At 63.1% G+C, this 23,069-nt stretch carries 22 protein-coding genes; 4 read left to right on the top strand and 18 right to left on the bottom strand.

Features of this window, described 5'->3' with window-relative positions; genetic code table 11:
* Window positions 1–5: 5 nt before the first annotated feature.
* The 14 genes from N8A98_RS10745 to N8A98_RS10680 all read right to left on the bottom strand — a co-directional run bounded on the left by N8A98_RS10745 (window position 6) and on the right by N8A98_RS10680 (window position 16,126).
* Window positions 6–710: an ABC transporter ATP-binding protein gene (locus tag N8A98_RS10745; protein ID WP_113119906.1), complete on the bottom strand. Its 705-nt coding sequence runs from the start codon at window positions 708–710 to the stop codon at window positions 6–8.
* Window positions 710–1,492 carry an ABC transporter ATP-binding protein gene (locus N8A98_RS10740; protein ID WP_262171260.1) on the bottom strand — a complete coding sequence of 261 codons (783 nt, stop codon included), beginning with the start codon at window positions 1,490–1,492 and terminating at the stop codon, window positions 710–712. The genes N8A98_RS10745 and N8A98_RS10740 overlap by 1 nt, the downstream gene beginning before the upstream one ends.
* A gap of 124 nt (window positions 1,493–1,616) precedes the next feature.
* Complete coding sequence (locus N8A98_RS10735) at window positions 1,617–1,982, bottom strand: methylglyoxal synthase (RefSeq protein WP_113119908.1); 366 nt, start codon at window positions 1,980–1,982, stop codon at window positions 1,617–1,619.
* Window positions 1,983–2,021: 39 nt separating this feature from the next.
* On the bottom strand, window positions 2,022–2,429 hold the full coding sequence (locus N8A98_RS10730; protein ID WP_262171258.1) for a hypothetical protein: 408 nt from the start codon (window positions 2,427–2,429) through the stop codon (window positions 2,022–2,024).
* A gap of 63 nt (window positions 2,430–2,492) precedes the next feature.
* The gene (locus tag N8A98_RS10725) at window positions 2,493–4,211 is read right to left on the bottom strand and encodes a methyl-accepting chemotaxis protein (protein ID WP_262171256.1); all 1,719 of its coding nucleotides are present in this window, start codon (window positions 4,209–4,211) and stop codon (window positions 2,493–2,495) included.
* On the bottom strand, window positions 4,211–4,546 hold the full coding sequence (locus N8A98_RS10720; RefSeq protein WP_262171255.1) for a hypothetical protein: 336 nt from the start codon (window positions 4,544–4,546) through the stop codon (window positions 4,211–4,213). The genes N8A98_RS10725 and N8A98_RS10720 overlap by 1 nt, the downstream gene beginning before the upstream one ends.
* A gap of 346 nt (window positions 4,547–4,892) precedes the next feature.
* The gene (locus tag N8A98_RS10715) at window positions 4,893–6,962 is read right to left on the bottom strand and encodes a methyl-accepting chemotaxis protein (RefSeq protein ID WP_262171253.1); all 2,070 of its coding nucleotides are present in this window, start codon (window positions 6,960–6,962) and stop codon (window positions 4,893–4,895) included.
* A gap of 87 nt (window positions 6,963–7,049) precedes the next feature.
* A complete protein-coding gene (locus tag N8A98_RS10710; RefSeq protein WP_262171251.1) occupies window positions 7,050–9,131 on the bottom strand; it encodes a methyl-accepting chemotaxis protein in 2,082 nt (693 codons plus the stop codon).
* 126 nt (window positions 9,132–9,257) lie between these two features.
* Entirely contained in the window at window positions 9,258–11,315 is a 2,058-nt protein-coding gene (locus N8A98_RS10705) for a methyl-accepting chemotaxis protein (RefSeq protein ID WP_262171250.1), read from the bottom strand.
* A gap of 163 nt (window positions 11,316–11,478) precedes the next feature.
* Window positions 11,479–11,868: a response regulator gene (locus N8A98_RS10700; protein WP_035097253.1), complete on the bottom strand. Its 390-nt coding sequence runs from the start codon at window positions 11,866–11,868 to the stop codon at window positions 11,479–11,481.
* A 101-nt stretch (window positions 11,869–11,969) separates the two neighbouring features.
* Complete coding sequence (locus N8A98_RS10695; protein ID WP_113119912.1) at window positions 11,970–13,016, bottom strand: protein-glutamate methylesterase/protein-glutamine glutaminase; 1,047 nt, start codon at window positions 13,014–13,016, stop codon at window positions 11,970–11,972.
* Window positions 13,013–13,858, bottom strand: coding sequence for a CheR family methyltransferase (locus N8A98_RS10690; RefSeq protein ID WP_262171246.1), 846 nt, complete (start codon window positions 13,856–13,858; stop codon window positions 13,013–13,015). Before N8A98_RS10690 ends, N8A98_RS10695 begins: the two co-directional genes overlap by 4 nt.
* Window positions 13,859–13,899: 41 nt before the next feature.
* Complete coding sequence (locus tag N8A98_RS10685) at window positions 13,900–15,411, bottom strand: methyl-accepting chemotaxis protein (RefSeq protein WP_262171245.1); 1,512 nt, start codon at window positions 15,409–15,411, stop codon at window positions 13,900–13,902.
* A gap of 130 nt (window positions 15,412–15,541) precedes the next feature.
* Entirely contained in the window at window positions 15,542–16,126 is a 585-nt protein-coding gene (locus N8A98_RS10680; RefSeq protein ID WP_262171244.1) for a chemotaxis protein CheD, read from the bottom strand.
* Window positions 16,127–16,302: 176 nt separating this feature from the next.
* Here N8A98_RS10680 and N8A98_RS10675 point away from each other — a divergent pair, with 176 nt between their 5' ends.
* Window positions 16,303–16,656 (top strand): hypothetical protein, encoded by a 354-nt coding sequence (locus N8A98_RS10675; protein ID WP_162740037.1) that lies wholly within the window; start codon window positions 16,303–16,305, stop codon window positions 16,654–16,656.
* Between the two features lie 117 nt (window positions 16,657–16,773).
* On the opposite strand, the gene N8A98_RS10670 is transcribed toward N8A98_RS10675, so the two are convergent.
* Both N8A98_RS10670 and N8A98_RS10665 read right to left on the bottom strand, forming a co-directional pair.
* Entirely contained in the window at window positions 16,774–18,396 is a 1,623-nt protein-coding gene (locus N8A98_RS10670) for an ABC-F family ATP-binding cassette domain-containing protein (RefSeq protein ID WP_262171242.1), read from the bottom strand.
* A 145-nt stretch (window positions 18,397–18,541) separates the two neighbouring features.
* Entirely contained in the window at window positions 18,542–19,246 is a 705-nt protein-coding gene (locus N8A98_RS10665) for a glutathione S-transferase family protein (RefSeq protein WP_262171240.1), read from the bottom strand.
* Window positions 19,247–19,355: 109 nt separating this feature from the next.
* Here N8A98_RS10665 and N8A98_RS10660 point away from each other — a divergent pair, with 109 nt between their 5' ends.
* On the top strand, window positions 19,356–19,706 hold the full coding sequence (locus N8A98_RS10660; protein ID WP_262171239.1) for a winged helix-turn-helix transcriptional regulator: 351 nt from the start codon (window positions 19,356–19,358) through the stop codon (window positions 19,704–19,706).
* Between the two features lies 1 nt (window position 19,707).
* Here N8A98_RS10660 and N8A98_RS10655 read toward each other — a convergent pair whose 3' ends face one another.
* Window positions 19,708–20,328 (bottom strand): TetR/AcrR family transcriptional regulator, encoded by a 621-nt coding sequence (locus tag N8A98_RS10655; protein WP_262171237.1) that lies wholly within the window; start codon window positions 20,326–20,328, stop codon window positions 19,708–19,710.
* A gap of 85 nt (window positions 20,329–20,413) precedes the next feature.
* Here N8A98_RS10655 and N8A98_RS10650 point away from each other — a divergent pair, with 85 nt between their 5' ends.
* Window positions 20,414–21,760 carry a DHA2 family efflux MFS transporter permease subunit gene (locus N8A98_RS10650; protein WP_262171236.1) on the top strand — a complete coding sequence of 449 codons (1,347 nt, stop codon included), beginning with the start codon at window positions 20,414–20,416 and terminating at the stop codon, window positions 21,758–21,760.
* Here N8A98_RS10650 and N8A98_RS10645 read toward each other — a convergent pair.
* Window positions 21,757–22,188, bottom strand: a complete 432-nt coding sequence (locus N8A98_RS10645; RefSeq protein WP_262171234.1) for a VOC family protein — start codon at window positions 22,186–22,188, stop codon at window positions 21,757–21,759. The genes N8A98_RS10650 and N8A98_RS10645 overlap by 4 nt on opposite strands.
* 50 nt (window positions 22,189–22,238) lie before the next feature.
* Here N8A98_RS10645 and N8A98_RS10640 point away from each other — a divergent pair, with 50 nt between their 5' ends.
* A complete protein-coding gene (locus N8A98_RS10640) occupies window positions 22,239–23,060 on the top strand; it encodes a helix-turn-helix domain-containing protein (RefSeq protein ID WP_262171233.1) in 822 nt (273 codons plus the stop codon).
* The last annotated feature ends 9 nt before the right edge of the window (window positions 23,061–23,069 follow it).

Below are 23,069 nucleotides of genomic sequence, written 5' to 3'. Positions count from 1 at the left end.
CAGTCCTAGCCCCCCAAAAAGCTCTTGGCGACTTCGGGGTCGGCGATGAGTTCGGGGCCAGTGCCGGTGAAGCGGTTTTGCCCGCTGGCCAGCACGAAGCCCTTGGAGGCGAAGGCCAGCGCCTGGCGGGCATTCTGCTCGACCATCAAAATGCCCACGCCTTCTTTATTCACGCGCACGATGGTCTCGAAAATCTCGATGACATAGCGCGGCGAGAGGCCCGCCGAGGGCTCGTCCAGCATCAGCAGCTTGGGCTTGCTCATCAGCGCCCGGCCCATGGCCACCATCTGGCGCTGCCCGCCCGATAGCTCGCCCGCCGGCTGCCGCCGCTTTTCCGCCAGCACCGGGAACATGTCATAGACCCATTGCATGGTGGCGCGGAAATCGTCCTTGCGGGTGAAGGCACCCATTTCGAGGTTTTCCTCGACGCTCATCGAGGTGAAGACGTTCTTTTCCTGCGGCACGAAGCTCAGCCCCTTGGGCACCAGCTTGTCGGGCAGCGAATTGGCGACATTCTCGCCACCGAATTCGATGGTGCCGCCGGTGACCTTGAGCAGCCCGAAAATCGCCTTGAGCGTGGTGGATTTGCCCGCGCCATTGGGGCCGACGATGACCCCGATATCATGCGGCTCGATGGCGATATTGACGCCATTGAGGATCGGCGCGCCGCCATAGCCGCCGACGACGTGTTTGAGTTCGATCAACGCCATTATGCTGCTTCCACCGGGGTGCCGAAATAGGCCTCGACAATGGCCGGATTGGCGCGGATTTCGGCCATCGGGCCCTCGGCGATCTTTTCGCCGGCCGCCATCACGATGACCGGATCGCAGAGCCGCCCGATCAGGTCCATATCGTGCTCGATGACAAAGAAGGTGTAGCCCAGTTCCTTGTTCATCCGCTCGATATTGGCGGCAAGGTCATTGAGCAATGTCTTGTTGACGCCGGCCGCCACCTCGTCGAGCAGCACCACCTTGGCATCCACCATCATGGTGCGGCCCAGCTCGAGCAGCTTTTTCTGCCCGCCCGAGAGATTGCCCGCCAGCTCGTTGCGCACATGGCCGAGCTTGAGGAAATCGATGACATCGAGCGCCTTCTTGCGCACTTCGGTCTCGCGCGATTTGGCCAGGCCCGGCCGGAACCAGGCATTGGCCAGATATTCGCCCGGCTGATCGCCCGGCACCATCATCAGGTTTTCCAGCGCCGTCATATTGGAGAATTCATGCGCGATCTGGAAGGTGCGCAACATGCCGGTACGAAACAATTGGTGGGGCTTGAGGCCCGTCACATCTTGCCCGTCAAAGATCACCTGGCCGCTATCGGGCACGATATTGCCGGCCACGATATTGAACAGCGTCGATTTGCCCGCGCCATTGGGCCCGATCAAGCCTGTGACCGAGCCGCGCCGAACCGAGAGCGAACAATTGTTGACGGCGGTCAAACCGCCAAAGCGCTTGCTGACGTTGCGAACGTCAATAACTACATCAGAGGACACCCAAACCCGTTCCGTTTTCCTGAACTGCCATGCCCGGTTCATTGTCCGGGCTATTTTGTGGCATCTGTTCATAACGGGGGCAGGTGGTCAACCGGCAGCAAGCCCGCCTAAAGTGGAAACCGGTTTACTGTACCGCGGCCAGAACCGCATCGGCTGTGGGTTTGTTGTTGGCGAGCAGGACATCGTAAAGCGTCGCCAGCCGGGTCAGCGCTTTGACATCCACATCATGGGGCTGGGCGGAGAGCGGATCGATGAAGAAGATCAGCACATCCAGCCGGCCTTCGCAGATCATCGCGCCAAGCTGCTGGTCGCCACCCAATGGCCCGCTTTTGAGCAGGGTCACCGGCAAGCCGGTGGCCGCCATGACGCGCCCGCCGGTGGTGCCGGTCGCCCACAAATCATGCTCGCTCAGCTTGCGCTTATGCTGCACGGCCCAGGCGCACAATTCGTCCTTCTTGTCGTCATGCGCCACCAGCCCAATCCGCGCCATTGCCTAAACTCCCACAAGCATTGGAGCTTTCAAGCATGCTCACTGCTGCAGGGCAATGGCCTCGGCAATCAGGATGCCGATTATGTCGATGGGAATTTCCGCGCCCGGCAGCATGCGGATGAAGCGCCCTTTCTTGAGCCCTTCGCCCTGAAACAGCCCATGGCCATTGTCGAGCAGCCGCCCCTGTTCGAAATAGAGCGATACCCGATCGAGATGCGGAAACACTGCACAGACATGGCCGGCTCTGGCATGGCGGAAATTGATCGATTTCCAGCCCGTCTTGACCTCGCCCGATAGCCCCGGATGCGCCGCAACCAGGGCGACCAGCCGCCTCGCCAAAGCCGCCACCGGCTCGGGCAAGGGCGCCAGCAAGGCATCCAGCTCGCTTTGCAATGGCGCACCGGCCGGCAGGCGCTCGGCCTGTTCAAACTTGCGTGCAGCACTCATCATCGGGCTCCCGGCGCTGGTCTGCGCCGCAAAGCCTTAGCGTGCCGCTGCTGACAGCCCGTGTCAGGAAGCCAGCCGCACCCGTCCGATTGCCGGAGCGAACGGGGGCCTGTCCTCGGTGCGGAACACCTCGATAATGGTATCGAGTTCGGCCGCCTGCGCCTCGGTCTGCTCGATGGCGGCATTGGTCTCTTCCACCAAAGCCGCATTGTGCTGGGTCATCTCGTCCATCTGCCGCACTGCGGCGGTGACCTCCTGCAGGGCTGAGGATTGCTGCTTATTGGCATGGGCGATGGAATCGATCAGGCTCGAGCTTTCCTGCGCCACCGCCAGGATATCCAGCAGCTTTTCGGCCGCCTGCCCCACAAGCTTGCTGCCGCCGCGCACTTCCTCGGCACTCGCTTCGATCAATTGCTTGACCTCGGCCGAAGCTCCCGCCGCCGACTGGGCCAGCCGCCGCACTTCGATGGCGACCACGGCAAAGCCCTTGCCCGCATCGCCTGCTCGCGCCGCTTCCACCGAAGCATTCAGCGCCAGAAGATTGGTCTGGAAGGCGATGTCGTCGATCAGCCCGATAATGTTGGAAATCTTGGCCGAACTGGCTTCGATGCCGGCCATGGCCGCATTGGCCCTATCCATCACCTGCCCGCCTTCGGTGGCGGTATGGGACACAGCCTGCGCCTTGCTGCTGGCGGTTTCGGCTCGCTTGGCGTTTTCGAGCACCGCATTGCTCAATTGCTCGATCGCTGCGGTGGTTTCCTCGATAGTCGCCGCCTGCTTGGTGGTGCGTTCGGACAGATCATTGGCCCCGGACAGGATTTCCCCCGTCGCGGTGCGCAGCGAGCCCGATGTGCCCTTGAGCCGGCTGACCAGCTCGGACAGCGTATCGACCACGCTATTGGTGTCGGTCTTGAGCTTGGCAAAGGCGCCGCGATAATCCCCATCCATGCGCCGCGTCAGGTCGGTGTCGGCCAAAGCCGTCAGCACCATGCCGGTTTCGGCGACGCCACGCTCCACCGTGCCGAGCAGCAGATTGATCGCATTGGCCAGCCGGTTGAGATCCTCGTCGGGGAAATCGGCCACGATCCGATGGCTGAAATCGCCGGCCACGGCCGCATCGACCACGTCGCCAAAACCCGATTGCAAGGTCTGCATCAAAGCGGCGCGGGTTTGGCTGGTTTCCAGGCTCTCCCTGACCGTCTGGGCATGCTGGCGCGCCGTCGCCGCCTCGCTTTCGGCTTCGTCGGATTTGAGGTTCGCCAATTGCAGCAGCACTTCCGTATTGCGCGTCATCCAGACCAGCGCCAGCGCCTCGGCCACCAGGATCACGGCATGCAGCACGACCCGATCGAGCCCTGCGCCGCCATAAAACACCATCTCGCTCCAGAACAGGCCCAGCCCCAGATGGTGCACCGCCACCAGCGCCGCGCCGACCAGGATGGCCTTGATGTCATAGAGCAGCGCGCACATGGCCAAAGCTGCAAAGAAGGCCATGTGCATATCGACCTGCTGGGGATGGCCACGCATGGCGATCAAGGTCGCCATCACTTGCGCCATCAGCACCGAAACGGCCAGATACCGGAAGGCCGGCTGGTGGCGGAACAATACCAACCCCGCGACCAGCGCCCCCAGCGTGGCAAAGGCCAGCACGCTGGCCATGCCCGGCCCACCCCAGCGCACGATGTCGATGCCCAAGGCGGCGGCCGCCAGCACCGCGCTCATCGCGCACAGCCCAATGGCCGCCTGCATGCGAAATTGTTCCAGATTCATACCGTGATTCATCAGCTTAGGCTCCCCGTGCCCGCGCAAAGACCGATTGCTGCAATTGTGAACCACGCGCCCCGGTCACGTATCCGCGCGGCAAAACCTTCATCCAGCCCATAGGCGACGATGACATTGGGCAGCCGGCTGGTATCGACGATGCGCCCGCCCGCCTCTATCACCGCTCCCAAGATTTCGGCCTGGCTTGTCCAGGGGGCAAAAACCACCCCCATCTCGCCCTGCTTGGGCGGCACGTGGACCGCGGCAACAGCCATAACAATAGTGAACATCGCCACGGCAGCGGCCGGCAGCAATTGTCCGATCTGGCTATCTCGCCGTGGCTCAGCAGGACGCATTGCGTCACTCGCACCCTTGAGAATGGCTAATTTCTTAAATAAAACCAAAGCTTTGGTTGGTCATTGTTGCGCCCAATAGGTTAACGGGCGCTTTCGGCAATGCTTGGCAGCGCAACGTATATTGGCGGGCCCAAGCCGAAGCAGCATTCGGGCTTTGAGTGGATCGGGGAAGCCTCGATCCGCCTCCCTCCCCCTTGAGGGGAGGGATTGAGGGTGGGGGTGTCGGAGCCCAAGCGGGCACCGAGTTCGTTGACGGTCCGACACCCCCACCCTAGCCCTCCCCTCAAGGGGGAGGGGACTGGATCGGGCCTTTCCTCCGATGAGGAAAGTCGAATGCCAGGCCGCCCTAGAACTCGTTCCAATCCGCCGCGATGGCGGCATTGCCCTGGCTGAGATAGGAGCGGGCCGCGGCCTGTGCCCCACCACGCACCGGCACGGGAGCGCGGGGCGCCGGCGCCGTGGTGCGCACCGGGCTTTGCTCGAGCGTAAACACGTCTACCACCTGGTCGAGCTGGGCCGCCTGGGCTTCGCTCTGCTCGATAGCGGCGTTCATTTCTTCCACCAGAGCGGCATTGTGCTGGGTCATCTCATCCAGCACCCGTACCGACGTGCTGACTTCGCCAATGGCCATGGCCTGCTCGCGGCTGGCCTTGGCGATGGACTGCATGATGGCCGTGTTCTGGTCCACCGCCGCCAACATTCCGGCCAATTGCTCGGCCGCATTGGAGACGAGCTTGCTGCCGCCGCGCACTTCAGTGGCCGATTGCTCGATCAGTGCCTTGACGTCCGAGGACGCCGAAGCGGCCGATTGCGCCAGCCGCCGCACTTCGACGGCTACCACGGCAAAACCCTTGCCGGCGTCGCCCGCCCGCGCCGCTTCCACCGAGGCGTTCAAGGCCAAAAGATTGGTCTGGAAGGCGATGTCGTCGATCAGCCCGATAATATTGGAAATCTTGGCCGAGGACGTGGTGATGCGTTCCATAGCCGCATTGGCTTCGGTCATGGTGACCCCGCTCTGGGCCGCGCTCTTGGACACCAATTGCGCCTTGCCATTGGCGTCTTCGGCCAGCCGCGCATTCTCGGCCACCGTTGCCGCCAATTGCTCCATGGCGGCCGAGGTTTCCTCAATGGTCGCGGCCTGCTTGGTAGTGCGTTCAGACAGGTCATTGGCGCCGGAAAGGATTTCCCCTGTCGCCGTCTTGAGCGCGCCCGAGATCGCCTTGGCGCCACCAACGATTTCGGTGAGCTTGTCGGTCACCGCATTGGTATCGCCCTTGAGCTTGGCAAAGGCGCCCTGATATTCGCCATGCATGCGGCGGGTCAGATCGGTATCGGCCAGCGCGCCCAGCACTTCGCCGGTTTCGCTGAGGCCACGATCGACGGTTTCGACCAGGGCATTGACGCTGCCGGCCAGGGCATTGAGTTCGGCATCGGGGAATTGGGCGTGCACGCGCTTGGAGAAATCCCCGGCAATGGCGGCATCCACCACTTCCCCGAACGCGGCCTGCAGCGCCACCATCATATCCGTGCGCTCGACGCGGCGGCGCACCGAAGCCGCGCGCTCTTCTTCGCTCATCTGGCTGACCTTGAGCCCGTTGTCGCGGAACACTTCGACGGCCTTGGCCATGGCGCCGATTTCATTGCCGCGCCCGGTATAGGGCACCGCGGCGTCGTAATCGCCGGAGGCGATGACTTCCATGGTGCGCGCCAGCTTGGGTACCGGCGCCATCATCAGCCGCGACATCAAATAGCCCAGCGCCCCCAGAGCCACCAGGACCGCCGCGCCCACCCCGAGCAGCAGCTTGAGCATGTCATAGATGACCGCCTCGACCTGCGCCTTGTCGGTGCCCACGAACAGCACGCCGATCGGCTTGCCGCCGCGGTTGAGAATGGGCTGGTAGGCGGTGTAATAGGGCTTGTCGACCACAATGGCCTCGCCGAAATAGGGCGTGCCCGCCAGCATGGCGGCATAGGCCGCGCCAGCCTTGTCGAGCGGCGTGCCCACGATCGGCGCCCCATCGGCGCCCATAATGGTGGTCGATTTGCGCACGAAATCGGTGGTCGCCTCGTCCCAGACGAAGATCGTCGCGGCTTCGTCGGTGACCCTAGCGATGGAATTGACCAATTCGTCCTTGCCGAACTGACCCGGCATCATCCAGGTGCTGATCGCCTCGAGTTCCCCTTCGGGGGTCCAGGCCACATTGGTGTCGGGCATGCCGCCCTTGAGGATGGTCGCAGCGGTCTTGAGCGCCTTGACCTGGCCCTCCATCGCCTCCATCCGCACCGAAGCGCTGAGCGAGATGAACATGGTCAGGCTCACCGCCGCGACCGAGACAATCACCGCCGAAATGACCAGCGCCGCAATGGCCGTGGTCATCTTGATATTGCCGAAGAACCGGCCCAAGCGTTTGAACATGCCGAACTCCCCCAAGCGGCGCGTCCCACGGACGCAAGCCAGACCCAGTCTGTTTTATCGCAAATCGATTAGCGCCGTATTAGCGCCCTAGAAGGCTTCCCAATCACGCGCCAAGGCGGTGTTGCCGCGGACCAGCCCGCTGGCGGCGCTTTTGAGCCGCTGCTGCAGGCCACGCGCGCCGGCATCATCCCGCCGCACCGGCTGCTGTTCTGCGGCCTCGATGCGGAACACATCGACGATCCGGTCCAGCTCGATGGCCTGGCCCTCGGTCTGCTCGATCGCCGCGTTGGTCTCTTCCACCAGGGCGGCATTGTGCTGGGTCATCTCGTCCATGGTGCGCACGGCCGTATTGACCTCCTCGATCGCCGACGCCTGTTCGCGACTGTCGCGGGCGATGGATTCGAGCAACACGTTATTGCCGCGCACGCCCTCGAGCATCGCTTTGAGCTTGCTCGAGGCGTCGCTCACGAGCTTGCTGCCGCCCCGCACTTCGCCGGCACTCTGCTCGATCAGCTTTTTCACATCCGAAGAGGCCGATGCGGCCGACTGCGCCAGGCGCCGCACTTCGACGGCCACCACCGCAAAGCCCTTGCCGGCGTCGCCGGCCCTTGCCGCTTCCACCGAAGCATTGAGGGCCAAAAGATTGGTCTGGAAGGCGATGTCGTCGATCAGCCCGATAATGTTGGAAATCTTGGCCGAGGATTCGGTGATCCGCTCCATCGCCACGTTGGCCGCATCCATCACCTTGCCGCCCTCTTCGGCAGTACGGGTGACTTCAGCCGCATTGGCGCTCGCATCCTTGGCCCGCTGCGCATTGGCCAGCACGGTCGAGGCCAGCTGCTCCATGGCAGCGGACGTCTCTTCGATCGTCGCGGCCTGCTTGGTGGTGCGTTCCGAGAGATCATTGGCGCCGGAGAGGATTTCGCCGGTCGCGGTCTTGAGCGCGCCGGAGGTGTGGCGCAATTGCCCGACCACTTCGGTCAGCTTGTCTGCCACCGCATTGATGTCGGTCTTGATGGTCGCGAAGGCGCCCTCATAGTCGCCCTGCATGCGCTGGGTCAGGTCGGTATCGGCCATGGCGCCAAGCACCTCGCCCAATTCCGACACGCCGCGATTGAAGGTCGAGACCAGATTGTTGACCCCGCTGGCCAGGCTATTGAGTTCGGGATCGGGGAATTCGGTCGTGACCTGCCGCGTGAAGTCCCCGGCGACGGCCGCATCGACCACTTCGCCGAAGGCCGATTGCAGTTCCGCCATCATCTGCTGGCGGTTTTCCTGATCGGCGATGATCCGTGCGGCCTCCGCCTCGGTCATCTGGCTGATGCGCAGGCCGTTTTCACGGAACACATCGACCGCCTTGGCCATGGCGCCGATTTCGTTGCCGCGCCCGGTAAAGGGCACTTCAGTATCATATTCGCCCTCGGCGATCCGGGCGGCAGCGCCGACCAGAATGGGCAGGGGCTTGGTCAACAGCCGCGAGGCCAAGAGGCCCAGGAGGCCAAACCCGACAATGGCGGCTCCACCCACCATGGCGATCAGCTGCAACGCCGAATTCATCTGCGCCGCGACCTGCGCCAGCGGCGTCCCCACGAAGATGGCGCCCATTACCGGGCCGTTGAGCTTGTCGGCGGCGCTCATCTTCTTGATCGGCAAAATCGTGGCGTAATACTCGACGCCATTGACCGGCAGCGTGCCGAAGAAGCGCTCCCCGGCCATCACCGTGGCATAGGCTGGGCTATTGGGATCCAACACCAGATCAACGGCGCGCGTCCCATCGGGCGCGGTCAGGCTGGTCGTCTTGCCGAGGAAATTCTGGCTGGCGCTGTCGAGCACATAGATGGTGGCATCCTGCTTGATGACGCGCACCACTGAATCGATGATTTCGGTATCGTAGAAGGGCGGCACCGCCCAGCTCTGGAAATTGCCGATACTGCCATCTTCGGCCCAGGTCAGCACCGAACCGGCCAGCCGCCGTTCAAGGATCGTCGCCGCTGCCCCCATATGGGTGGCCTGGTTCTCTTCGCTCTGGCGCGCCAGGGACGCATTGGTGTTGAAATAGATGGCAGCGGTCACCGCGCCAACCGAACCAATGATCGAAATCAGCACCAATGCCGCAATGGCCGTGGTCATCTTCACATTGCCGAAAAACCGGCCAACCCGACGAAACATACCGAACTCCCCCAAACAACGCGTCTTCTGGCGCGCCGATGCGTATATGTACGCGAGATCGATTAGCGAGCCCTTACCGCGCCGCCTCTCCCTTGGGGAGAGGTCGGCTCTTCGGGCAAGGTGGGGCTAGAACGCCTCCCAGTCGCGAGCGAGGGCGGTGTTGCCGCGGCTGACGAGTCCCTTTGCGGCAGTCTTGACCCGCTGCTGTAGCCCCCGCACATCCTCGTCCCGCTGCCAGTCCGCCACGTCCGAGCCGCCGATGCGGAATACATCGATGATGCGGTCCAGCTCGACCGCCTGCCCCTCGGTCTGCTCAATCGCCGCATTGGTCTCTTCCACCAGGGCGGCATTGTGCTGGGTCATCTCGTCCATGGTGCGGACGGCCGTATTGACCTCTTCGATCGCCGACGCCTGTTCGCGACTGTCCCGGGCGATGGATTCCAGCAGCACGTTGTTGCCGCGCACGCCTTCGAGCATGGCCTTGAGCTTGCTCGAGGCGTCGCTCACCAGCTTGCTGCCGCCGCGCACTTCGCCGGCACTCTGCTCGATCAGCTTTTTCACATCCGAAGAGGCCGATGCGGCCGACTGCGCCAAGCGCCGCACTTCGACTGCAACCACCGCAAAGCCCTTGCCGGCGTCACCGGCCCGTGCTGCCTCCACCGAGGCGTTCAGCGCCAAAAGGTTAGTCTGGAAGGCGATATCGTCGATCAGACCGATAATGTTGGAGATCTTGGCTGAGGATTCGGTTATCCGCTCCATCGCCACATTGGCCGCATCCATCACCTTGCCGCCTTCTTCGGCAGTACGGGTGACTTCAGCCGCATTGGCGCTGGCATCCTTGGCGCGCTGCGCGTTCGCCAGCACGGTGGAGGCTAGCTGCTCCATCGCAGCGGAGGTTTCCTCGATGGTCGCCGCCTGCTTGGTGGTGCGTTCCGAGAGATCATTGGCGCCGGAGAGGATTTCCCCGGTCGCGGTCTTCAACGCTCCCGAGGTATGGCGCAATTGCCCGACCACTTCGGTCAGCTTGTCGGCTACGGCATTGATGTCGGTCTTGATGGTCGCGAACGCGCCCTCGTAATCGCCCTGCATCCGCTGGGTCAGGTCGGTATCGGCCATGGCGCCGAGCACTTCGCCCAATTCCGACACGCCGCGATTGAAGGTGGAGACCAGATTGTTGACTCCACTGGCAAGGCTATTGAGTTCGGGATCGGGGAATTCGGTCGTCACCTGCCGAGTGAAATCCCCGGCGACGGCCGCATCGACCACTTCGCCAAAGGCCGATTGCAGTTCCGCCATCATCTGCTGGCGGTTTTCCTGATCGGCAATGATCCGAGCGGCTTCCGCCTCGGTCATCTGGCTGACCCGCAGGCCACTCTCGCGGAAGACTTCCACGGCCCGCGCCATGGCACCCACTTCATTGCCCCGGTCGGTGAACGGCACGATGGTATCGAACTTGCCATCGGCAATCTCATCCATCGCCCCGGCGAGGCGCGGGATGGATCTGGTGAGCCAACGCGACACCAGCAGCGCCACGCTGCCCAGCATCGCCAGCAGCACCGCGCCGATAATCACCATATTGAGTGCCGAAGCGCGGGCCGTCACCTCGGCCGCATTGGCATCGCCGCCGACAAAGAAGGCGCCAAGCAATTCCCCGCTCAGATTGCTGATGGGCTGGAACGCGCCATTGAAGCGCTGATCCTGCATGCTGACTTCGCCGGCATAGGGCTGGTTGGCGGCCAGCGCCACAGCTTCGGGCGAAGCCGCATCGAGCGAGAAATCCTTGGCCCGCGTGCCATCGGGCAGCACGAAGCTGGTGGTCTTGGCGGTAAATATCCCGGTGGCTGGATCGAAACCGAAAATCGCCGACGCGTCGCCCGTCACCCGGGTCAGCGCATCGACGGCGGCGGTGTCGTAAAAGAACGGGATCGCATAGGTCTGGAAGGTAGCAATGCCGCCCGCCTCGGCCCAGGTCACCACCGAGCCCGGCAGGCGCTTTTCATAGACCGTCGCCGCCACCTGCAGGTCGGACGCCTGCTTGGCGATGCTGGCCCGTGTCGCCTGCCCGCGCAGGTCGACATAGACCGTGGCGGTATAGGCAATCACCGTCACCGCAATCGAGGTCAGGGCCAGGGCGGCAATCGCCGTCGTCAGCCGAATATTCTTCAGTCCCGCAAAAAATTTCACTTCTCGCCAAAGCGCCCTTCTGGACGCCCCCCTCCCAAGTTGGCGCGATCCTAAGGCCGGGACCTTAAATTTGGGTTGCACTGGTATGGTAGTTTACGGATGGCCAAAACAAAGGGCGCCCAATGGGCGCCCGGTATTCATCCTGACAATGCTGCAAAAAGTATCAGCTCAGCGCGCCGATAACCGCCTCGATGCGCTTTTTCATCGTCGTCGCGTCGAACGGCTTGATGATGTAATTGTTGACGCCAAAGGAAATGGCTTCCTTGACCTGTTCCTTGTCGGAACGGCCGGTCGCCATGATGAAGGGCATGGCCTGGGTGCGCGGATGCTTGCGGATCACCTTGAGCAGGGTCAGCCCGTCAATATCTTCCATGTTCCAATCCGAAATGATCAGATCGACATTGCCTTTTTCGAGCTTACCCAGGGCGTCGCGGCCGCTCTTGGCCTCGATAATGTCCTTGAAGCCCAATTGGGTCAGAATATATTTGGCAATACCGCGCATGGACTGCTGGTCATCGACCACGAGAACGCTGACAGCGCTGGCTTTCGGCATGGTTTTGGTCACCTTCTGGTTTCGGGGCCACTCCCGAACTGACTGAAAACACTTAGAGAAGAAGCGTTACAAATCCCTCAATCGCTTCCTGCGCTTTGTCCCTATGCGGCGGTCTTGAGCTTAACCAAGGCGTGGGCCAGCCGCCCGGCTATGGCCTCGATCGGCGCCTGTTCCACTACTGCACCCTCCTCGAACGCCACCCGCGGCATGCCATAGACCAAAGCCGAAGCCTGGTTCTGCCCCAATGTATAGGCGCCGGCATCGCGCATCAGCTTAAGCCCGCGCGCCCCGTCGCGCCCCATCCCGGTCAGGATCGCGCCGACGGCCATCGGGCCGACCACCTTGGCCACGGATTCGAACAGCACATCGACGCTGGGCCGATGCCCGCTTTCCAGGCCATCCTCGCTGAGCCGGCATTTGAGCTGGCCCGAGGAGCGCTCGACCCGCAAATGCAACCCGCCCCGCGCCACATAGGCATGGCCGGGCAATAGCGGCATACGATCCTGCGCTTCCACCACCGTGATGGCACAAAGCTCGTCGAGCCGCGCGGCAAAGCGGGCGGTAAACCCTGCCGGCATATGCTGGGCGATGACGATGGGCGGACAATCGAGCGGCATATCCACCAGCACGGCCCGGATTGCCTCGACCCCGCCGGTCGAGGCGCCAATGGCGATGAGCGCGCCCGCGGGTGCTGCCGCCGTCTTGATCGCCACTTTGGGCGCTTCGATCCGGCTGGCCCGGCCGCGCACATCCGAACGTGCTGCGGCGCGGATCTTGTCGCGCAGCCCGGCGCCGAAGGCCTCGATACCGCCCTCATATTCCGCGCTCGGCTTGGCGACGAAATCCACCGCGCCCAATTCGAGTGCCAGCAGCGTTTCGCTGGCGCCTTTCTTGGTCAGCGTCGACACCATCACCACCGGGGTAGGCCGCAGCCGCATCAGCCGGTCGAGAAAATCCAGCCCATTCATATTGGGCATTTCGATATCCAGCGTCACCACATCGGGATTGAGCGCCTTGATCTTTTCGCGCGCGTCGATCGGATCGGTGGCGGTGCCCACCACATCGATATCGCCATCGCGCGACAGCATGCGCGTCAACACTTCGCGGATCAGCGCGGAATCGTCGACGACCAGAACCTTGATGCTCATGCCGCCTCCCTTTTGCCCAATGCGAGCCGCGATTGATAAATCGTCTTGCCGACCAGCCGGAAATCGCCGCCGCCCGCGCCCAGATTTTCCGAATGCCCGATATAAAGGAATGCCTCGGGCGCCAGCATCTTGCCCAGCCGGCCGAACATTTCGCCCTGGGTCGGCTTGTCGAAATAGATCGCCACATTGCGGCAGAAGATCGCGTCGAACGGGCCCTTCATCGGCCAGGGACCGATCAGGTTCAGCGGCTTGAACGAGACCAGTTCGCGCGCCGCCGCCGGAATCTGCAGGCCACCATCCTCGGCGCGTTCGAACAGGCGCTGCCGTTCTGGCGTTAGCCCACTCAATTCGCTATCGGGATAAATTCCGCGCGCCGCCTTGGCGAGCACCGCCGTATCAATATCGGTGGCCAGGATCTTGAAATCCCAGCGCTTGAGCTCGGGAAAGGCCGCCAGAAGATCTAGGCCGATCGTATAGGGCTCCTGCCCGGTCGAGCAGCCCGCCGACCAGATGCGCAGACGGGTGCCGCGCGGCTTGTGGGCGATCAGCCCGCCGACATGGCTGCGCAAATGCTCGAAATGATGGTCCTCGCGATAGAAGCGAGTGAGATTGGTGGTCAGCGCATTGACGAAATTCTGGCTGTCCTGCGCCGTGCCGCCCCGCTCGAGCAGATCGACATAGGCGTCAAAACTGGTGAGCCCCAAGCCGCGCACGATCTTGGAGAGGCGGGAGATGACCAATGTCCGCTTGGCATCGCTGAGGGAAATGCCGGCCACCGCATAGACGCGGCTTTTGATCCGCGAAAACTCCCGTTCGCTGAGGGATATTTCCCCGTGATCCATGCAGACGTTCCCCCAATAAGCCAGCCATTCTGGCCTGCCTGTTATGCGATCAGCCGCTGCTTGGGGATGGCATCCTGCTCCCGCACCGCGTCAAACGCCTCCATCCGTCCGGCGAGCCGCTTGATCGCGGTCTCCCCGTCATCCAGAGTTGCGGTGATCGTATCGGTTTCATTGCTTAGATTGCGTAAATGCCCGCCCAGCGCCGCAATCATTTTTTGCAGCGATTGGGCATGGGCCAGACCGGTCTCGGCCTGACCGCGGCCGCGGCTGACCACGCTGCGGATTTCCTTGGCCGACTTGTTGGTCAATTGCGCCAGCATGCGCACTTCGTCGGCCACCACGGCAAAGCCCGCGCCCTTTTCCCCCGCCCGCGCCGCTTCCACCGCCGCATTGAGCGCCAGTAGATTGGTGCGGAACGAGACGTCTTCGATGGCCGCGATCATCCTGTCGATTTCGGCGGTCATCTGATCGATATCGCCGACGGCCGCATGGGTGCGTGCCGCTGCCAGTTCGGCCTCGCCGGCCAGGGTCCGCGCATCGCGCTCGGTGGCGCGTGCCCGCCGCACCAGCTCGCCCCCGCGTTGCAGCGCCTGCCCGCCCGTCTCCAGATCATCGGCCGTGCCGCTGGCAAAGCCGGCAAACTGGGCGGCGCGGTTTTCAAAGGCGCCAATCAGCTGGGCCACCGCGCCCAGCTTGCCCTCGAGCGCCTCGCGCGCTTCCACCGCATCGGCCAATTGGCTCTCCACGGCGGCGATGAAGTCGGCCAGTTCGCGCGCCTGCCGGCCCAGCGCGCCCACGCCCATCGGGCCAGCATCGCCCGCCATCACGCGATCGATCTGCTGGATGCCTTCATCCAACGCCTCGATGCCCCGATTAAGGCTCGCCAGCGCGCGATTGCTGGCCGCCATATCGGCCTCGAAGCGGAAGCCGGTCTGCCCGGCCGCCATGGCTGTTGCATAGGCGTCCAGATCGTCATCTTCGATATAGCAACCGGCCGGGATCAGCTCGAGCAGGAAGCGCCCCGCCGCGATCGGCCGGCGCATCACTTCGAACCGCTTGGTGCCCAGCACCACCATGCCCTGTTCGGGCGCCCCGCCGCCCGATTTGAGATAGCCGCTGCCGAACAGCCCATCCAGCGTGCCGCCGCCAGCCGCCGCCGGCGCCAAAGCCCGCAGCCCGGCACTGGCCACGACAATGCCCCCGGCATCGTCGGCCACCAGCGCGCATTGATGCAGCGCCGCGATGCCGCTCTTGAAATGATGCGCCGCCTCGAGCCGCCGGTTCATCTTTTCCACGATATCAGTAATGGCCAACGGCCCCGCGGCGCGCTCGGTGAGCCCCGCCGCCAGTGCGATGGCGCCCAGCATGGCCTGTTCGCGCTGCGCCGCCAGCGCCACCGCCAGCACGGTGCCGCCAAAAGCCAATGCGGCCGCCAGCACACTGGCGCCGATCCAGCCAACGCCCCATCCTAATAACGGCAACAGGCCGAGCGCTGTGGCAAAGGCCACGAGCCACAGCCCGCCAGCGATCAGCGCCAGGCGCAGTGTGTGCATGGCACGCTTGATCCGCAAATCAGCCGAGGGTTAAACATGAAAAAACCCTAGCGCCGAATGGTTAATCAACTCTCTATGGCAGCCTACGTGTGTAACACTTCGCTAAGCCAAGTTGATCGCAGGTAAAGTCTTAGAACAATTCGATATCGTCCACCGGCGGTCGCGCCACCACGCGCCGCTTGGCAATGGCGATTTCTTCGCGCGCCACATTGGCCCCCATATCGCTATCGAGCCGCTTGACGAAGGCCCGCCCCGAATGCGGCTTAAACAGCACGCGCCGCGCATAGGTGCCGCCCACATCCTGGCCGGCCAGCACATAACCTTCGTCATGCAGGAATTGACGCACAAAGTCGATATTCTTGGCCCCCACATCATCGAGCGCCGAATTGATCTTGCCGCCGCCAAACACCTTGATCTCGAGATTGGCCTTCTTGCCGCTGCCCAGGCTCAAGACCTTGTTGATCAATTGCTCCATGGCAAAGGCGCCATAGCGGGCCGAGGCGCCGTACCGATCGCGCGCCGCGCCCGATTGCTCGGCGAGCAGGAAATGGTTCATACCCCCCACCAGGGCAACCCGGTCGCGTACGCAGGCCGAGATGCAGGACCCCAGGACGGTGGAATAGGTCAGGTCCGCCGCGGCGGATACGTGGCAATCGCCCTGGTGTACGGTGGTGACCACGCCGCGGTCAAATTCAGGCGGCAGTGAACTGGTCATGGACATAATAGGTGGTCAAAATCCGCTAGGCGCCTCTTGCCGCCATACTGGCGCAGAACTCGTTAGCCAATCGCTAACCACGTGCCCCTGAGCCCTTGTTCTTGTCCATTTCAGCAAGAAGAGCTTTAGAAAGATTAGGCTAGGGTGCCTGCCATCAGGGCTAGGGTTCTTCGACAATGTCACTTCAAAAACTCGCGCGAGAGTTGGACGAAACTGCGCGCCAAACTGCCTCCATGCTGGAGGGCATTACCGAAGCGCTCGACCTGTTGGCGGCCAACGGTCTCAAAAACGATCCCTCGATCAAAGAGGCCGTGCAGATGATCGTGACGGCCCTGCAGGGCCAGGACCGCATCGAGCAGCGCTGCCACAATATGGCACTTGCCGTGCGCCAATTCGCGCTGCTGCCGCCCACCGCCCCCGATAGCGTCTATGACGAAATCTGGGAGAGCCTGACCCTAGACGAACTGCGCGTCCCGGCCCTCTCCGGCATCGCCGCCCACCAGAGCCATGGCGACGCCGAACTGTTCTGAACCCATCAGCACGACTGACAATCAGGCGCCGCAAGGCGCCTTTTTCGTTTGTGGCTGTCGCAGCAGAACCGATCGATATTCGGCTCAGGTCTGCATCAGCTGAATGGCGATTGGTTCTTAGCTGCGCAGGCCGGGCGCTTCCTGCCCGGTGCTCTGCACATATTCGGTATAGCCGCCGCCGTAGACATGCACGCCCTCCGGCGTCAGCTCCAGCACCCGGTTGGACAAGGCGGCGAGGAAATGCCGGTCGTGGCTGACAAACAGCATCGTGCCTTCATAGGCGCTGAGCGCCGTGATCAGCATTTCCTTGGTGGCGATATCGAGATGGTTGGTCGGCTCGTCCAGCACCAGGAAATTGGGCGGATCGAACAGCATCATTGCCATCACCAGCCGCGCTTTCTCGCCGCCCGAGAGCACCCGGCATTTCTTGTCGATCTCGTCGCCCGAAAAGCCAAAGCAGCCAGCCAGCGCCCGCAGCGGCGCCTGGCCCGCCTGCGGGAATGAGCTTTCCAGCTGCTGGAACACTGTCAGATCGCCATCGAGCACATCCATGGCATGCTGGGCGAAATAGGCCATCTTGACCGATGGCCCGCGCGACACACTGCCCTGGTCGGGCTCGGCCGTGCCGGTCACCAGCTTGAGCAGCGTCGACTTGCCGGCGCCGTTGACGCCCATAATGCACCAGCGCTCGCGCCGGCGGACATGGAAATCGAGCCCATCATAGATGGTGCGGCTGCCGTAACTCTTGGAAACGCCCTTGAGCAGGGCCACATCCTCGCCCGAGCGCGGCGCCGGGCGGAATTCGAAATCCACCACCTGGCGGCGCTTGGGCGGCTCGACGCGGTCGATCTTGTCGAGCTTCTTGACCCGGCTCTGCACCTGCGCGGCATGGCTGGCCCGCGCCTTGAAGCGGGCGATGAAATCGAGTTCCTTGGCCAGCATGGCCTGCTGGCGCTCGAACTGCGCCTGCTGGTTCTTTTCGGCAATCGCCCGCTGCTGCTGGTAGAATTCGTAATTGCCCGAATAGGAGGTCAGTGCGCCCGCATCGATCTCGATGATCTTGGTGCAGATGCGGTTCATGAATTCGCGATCGTGCGAGGTCATGAACAAGGCGCCGGTATAATTCTGCAGGAATTTTTCGAGCCAGATCAGGCTTTCGAGATCCAGATGGTTGCTCGGCTCGTCGAGCAGCAAGGCGTCGGGCCGCTGCAACAGAATACGGGCCAGCGCCACGCGCATCTTCCAGCCGCCCGATAGCGCGCCCACATCGCCATCCATCATCTCCTGGCTAAAGCCCAGACCATCGAGCACTTCGCGCGCCCGCCCGTCGAGCGAATAGCCGTCCAGCTCCTCGAACTGGTGCTGCACCTCGCCATAGCGCTCGATAATGGCATCCATCTCGTCGGCCTTGTCCGGATCACCCATATCGGCTTCGAGCGCCCGCATCTCTGATATCAGCGCGCTGACGGGCCCCGCCCCATCCATCACCTCAGCCACGACGGGGCGGCCACTCATCTCGCCGACATCCTGGCTGAAATAGCCGATCGTAATGCCCCGATCGGCCGAGACCTGCCCCTCATCGGGCTGTTCCTCGCCGGTGATCATGCGGAACAACGTCGTCTTGCCCGCGCCATTGGGCCCAACCAGCCCAATTTTTTCGCCCCGCAGCAGCGTGGCGGAAGCGTCAATGAAGACGATCTGCTTGCCATTCTGCTTACCGATGCTGTCGAGACGGATCATGGAGAAAAAACCTGCGCGCTGCGGCCCGCCCAAACGCGCGACCTGAAATCAAGGCCGACCGTTAAGCACCGACTGCGCGCGCGCGCAAGCCGGCACGGCGCATTGGCGCAATGCGAAAGAGCGCCCGTAGGCGCTCCTGTTGTTGCTAGACGCCGAAGCGCTCAATCACCTCGGCCAGTGGCACCTGCCCCAGATGTGCGCCGGAGCCGGCGGGATGCTCGCCATTTTCGATGGCGGTCGCATAGATCACCGCGGGGTCGGCTTCGATCCGCCGGCGCAGAGCGGCCAGCTTGGGCCAGCGTTCCGGCTCGGCCACGCCGTGGAAATCCAACCAGCGGGCGACGCCGATCAGCACGCCATCGGCCAGGCTCGGCCGCTCTCCGACGAGGAACGGGGTATCTCCGATCATCGCCTCGAGCTTGTCATGCCGGTTGATCACCAGTTCCCGGCCAAAGCGGCGCAATGTTTCCTGCAGCTCCGGATCGGGATTTTCCATTTCCAGCGCCGCCCAGAGCGGGGTGAAGGCGCCGGTAAAGCCGGTATTGATGAAGGCCATCAGCTGGTGCATGCGGTCGGCCTCGGGCGAACGCGGCTCAAAGCTGATGCGTCGAGCGCTGTCGCGGGCCTCGAGCCAGGCGGCAATCGCCATGGTCTCGGTCAGGGGCCGCCCGGCATCGGTGATGAGAGCGGGCGTTTCATGCCGTGCATTGATGCGGGCATAGGATGGCTCGCGCATTTCGCCCAGCATGTCGACGCGAGTGAGGCGATAGGGTTGCCCCAGCCATTCCAGCGCCGCGACAAGCCCCATCGAGCTTCCCGCCGGGAAGCCGTAAACAAGGATCGGTTCCAATTTCAGTCTCCGTGATTGTGGTCACGCTGCGCAGCGAAACTGGAATTTAGGCATCCCCAACCCTAAGTAAATTACGCATGTTTTTGTAACCACCAGCGAGCCCACCCCGATGAAAGACCTCGTTTCCGCCTGCCCCATCGAGGATGTGATGCGCGTGCTGAGCGGCCGCTGGCCGACGCTGCTGCTCTATTATCTCAAGGACGGCACCAAGCGGTTCAGCGATCTGCAGCGCGATAATCCCAGCATTTCCCACCGCATGCTGACGCTGGAACTGCGCAAGCTGGAACAGGCCGGCATTATCAGTCGCACGGTGTTTGAGGGTTATCCGTTGCGCGTTGAATACGACCTGACCGAAACCGGCCTCAAGCTGGTTCCCCTGATCGACGCGCTGGGCGATTGGTGGCAGAACGCCGCAGCGGCCAACAAAAAGGGCGCCGCAGCGCCCCTCGAAATCGCGTGAGCTAAGGCCGGTCCTTGCCGAACGCTGCGAGGAACGTATCCACCCCGGCGGCCACGATTTCCTCCAGCACCGGGCGCGGTAGCGGCTTGCGTCCATAGCCACTGCGGTTGAGCGCTTCGGCGGTTGTCAGCACCATGAATTGGCGCGCCGCCAGTTGCGGATCGACCGCGCGCAGCTGCCCGGTAGCAATCAATTGCGCCAGCTTGCCCGCCAGTGCGTCGATATGCAGCTCGCGTTGATTGTCGCCAGCCAGTTCGGGAAAGCGCGCCGCATCGGCCACCTGCACCCGCACAATGGCCCCGCCTTCGGCTGAGGTCATGCACGTTCCCAACGCCGCGCCCAATGCCTCAAGCTCGGTCCGTAAATCGGCGGGGCGCGGATTCATCGCCTGAACCGCTGCCATGACGCGCTCATTGGCCTGCGCCATGCCCAGCTTCATCGCGGCGACAAACAGCGCTCTTTTGTCCCCGAACCGATTATAGATGGTGGGCTTGGCCACGCCGGCACGCTGCGCAATCTCATCGACATTGCCGTCAGCAAAACCATCGCGCCCGAAGATATCCAGCGCCGCCACCAGGATCGCCGCCTGCTTGCTCTCATGTGAATTGGGTAGTGAAGCCATGTCGCATCTTACCATGGGGTTGCAAAATGTATACTCCAGCGTTAAATAAACTCACGAGTTCAAAAAACCAGATGAGATAGTTCAAATGACTCAGTCCGTCAGCCGTCTCGCCACCGTTCTCGTCCCCGGGGGCCTGCTCGCCCTGCTCAACACCACCGTTACCGGCGTCGCCATCCCCGATCTGGTGGCCGATTTCGGCACCGATATCGCCACCGCCCAATGGGTCACCACCGCCTATATGCTGGCCGCCGGCATCGCCATTCCCCTGGGTGGCTGGGCGGCCATCCGCTTCGGCATGCGCAACACCTGGCTGGTGGCGATGACGCTGTTCACCCTGGGCTCGCTCGCCTCCGCCATGGCTCCCGATGTGATCAGCCTCTCGCTGGCCCGGGTGTTGCAAGGCGCCGGCGGCGGTGCATTGGAACCCCTTATGCTGACCGTCCTGGCGCAGGCCGCCGGCCCCCAACGCATGGGCCGCGTGCTGGGCGCCGCCTCTGCCGTCATGTCCATCGGCCCGCTGGCCGGCCCGGCTTTGGGCGGCATTGCCGTCGACACGCTGGGCTGGCGCTGGATCTATTTTCTATCCGCCGCCTTCGGCGCCCTCATCTTCGCCCGCAGCTGGTTCGTGCTCGAACGCTCCAAGCCGCAAGCCTCCCAACTCGATCTGGTCGGCCTGATCCTGGTCACCACAGCCACCGCGCTAGGCCTGTTCGGGCTCACTCATGCCGCGTCCCCGGCCGGCTTTGACATGCTCGCCATCACCATGCTGGTCATCAGCGCCATCGCGTTCGGACTTTTCGCCTTCTGGGGCACCAAGCGCGGCGAGCAGGCCATTGTCGACCTCACTGCCTTCAAGGCGAAAGGCTTTGCCCCAGCCGTCTTCATCATGACCATGATGGGCGCCGCCGTGTTCCCGCTCTTCTTCGGCCTGCCGCAATTCTATCAGGGCGTCGCCGGCCTCAATGCGCTGACCGCGGGCCTGTTGATGATCCCCTATGGAATGGGCAATCTCGTGGTCATGCCACTGGCCGGCTGGCTCAGCGACCGCTTCGACGCCCGCCGCATCGTCTGGGCCGGGGCGAGCCTCACCCTCCTTGCCTTCGGCGTGCTGCTGACCACCGGCCCCACCACGCCTCTGGCGCTGTTTGCCGCCCTGTCGCTCGCCATCGGCATCGGCCTGGGCGCCATTGCCAGCCCCAGCGTCTCGTCCATGTATCGTGCCTTGCCGCCCAATCTGGTCAATGCCGGCAGCACCATCCTCTTCGTCGTGCTGCAATTGGGCGGCGCGCTGGGCGTGGCCGTGCTGGTGCTGCTGATGGGCGGCACCGCCTGGACGACGGCAATCGGCACCATGCCCTTCGCCGCCCCCATAGTCGCCGCCACCGCAATCGCGCTTGCCGGCACCTGGCTCGCCAAGGTCAAGACCATTTAGGCGGTCAGCTTGCTCAGGATCTGAGTGTAATGCGGATTGGTCATGATCCCCAGCACATTGCCGAACGGGTCGATGACGGAGGCCGTGACGAAGCCCGTCTCGCCTCGTTTGGTGATCGGATCATACTCCACGGCACCCGCCGCGATCAGCCGCTCGAAGGCCGCATCAATGTCATCGACCTGCCACAACACGATGGCGCCGCCCGGGCCAGCCTGCATCTGGCCCGGCGCATATTTGCGGTCGATAATGCCGAATTCGTGCTCGTAATCGCCAATGCGGAATTCGATATAGGCCGGGTTCTGCGCATTGGGCATCTGGAAATAGGCTTCGACGCCAAAGAGCTTGGCATACCAGTCGCGTGCCGCCGCCACATCATCGGCCCAGAAATTCACCGTCGCCATGCCGCGCAGAAAATTCGTGTTCGTCATTTCCGTGTTCCCGTCTAAGTGTTGTTGACCCCCTCACAATGCGGCCGGGCATGCGCGAAGTATTCCATAAACCCGCAGACCAATACGAAGCGCGCGGCCGGCTCGATCCGCTCGGCTTTCGCCGCCATGTCGACTTCCGCACCGAACAACCGCCGCCCGATCTGGCGCCTTTCGTCGAGCATTTCTGGATCATCAGCTGGGAAGCAACGCTCGATAGCTATGGCTCCGAAGAAGTCATGCACCGCCCCTATGTCGATATTTTCATTTCGGCCCAGGAGTCCGGCATCCAGGGCACCTTTAGCGGCCGCCGCACCTATCTGGCCGCCGGCACCGGCCGGATCGTCGGCGCCCGCTTCCGCCCCGGCGCCTTCCATGCCTTCTGGCCCGGCGCTCTCGCCGAACTGCAAAACCAAGTCGCCGACCTGCAACAGGCCTTCCCCGAAGCGGACGCCGCCTATCTGGCCCGCGTCTCGTCGCTCGATGAAACGGCCGTAGCGGCCCTCACTGCCCTGCTCCGCACCCGTGAACCGCAGCCCGATCCCAATGTCGAGTTGATCAACCAGATCATCGCCGCCATCGAAACCGCAGACGGCCCGCAAACCGTCGCCGCCCTCGCCTCAGAATTCGAGCGCAGCGAACGCTGGGTGCAGCAATTATTCCGCGACTATCTTGGCATCGGCCTCAAATGGCTGTTGCAACGCCATCGGCTCCTGGCCGCCGCCGCCCAGATCCGCGATACCGCCAAGCCCGACTGGACCGCCATCGCCTATGATCTGGGTTATGCCAGCCAGGCCCATTTCAACACCCATTTCAAAAAAGCCCTGGGCCGCACACCCACCCAATACAAACTCTGGACCAGCCGCGCGCCCTGATGCCCAAAA

Source organism: Devosia neptuniae, from assembly GCF_025452235.1.
Taxonomy (GTDB): Bacteria; Pseudomonadota; Alphaproteobacteria; order Rhizobiales; family Devosiaceae; genus Devosia.
This window is presented reverse-complemented; position numbering and strand designations above follow the sequence as displayed.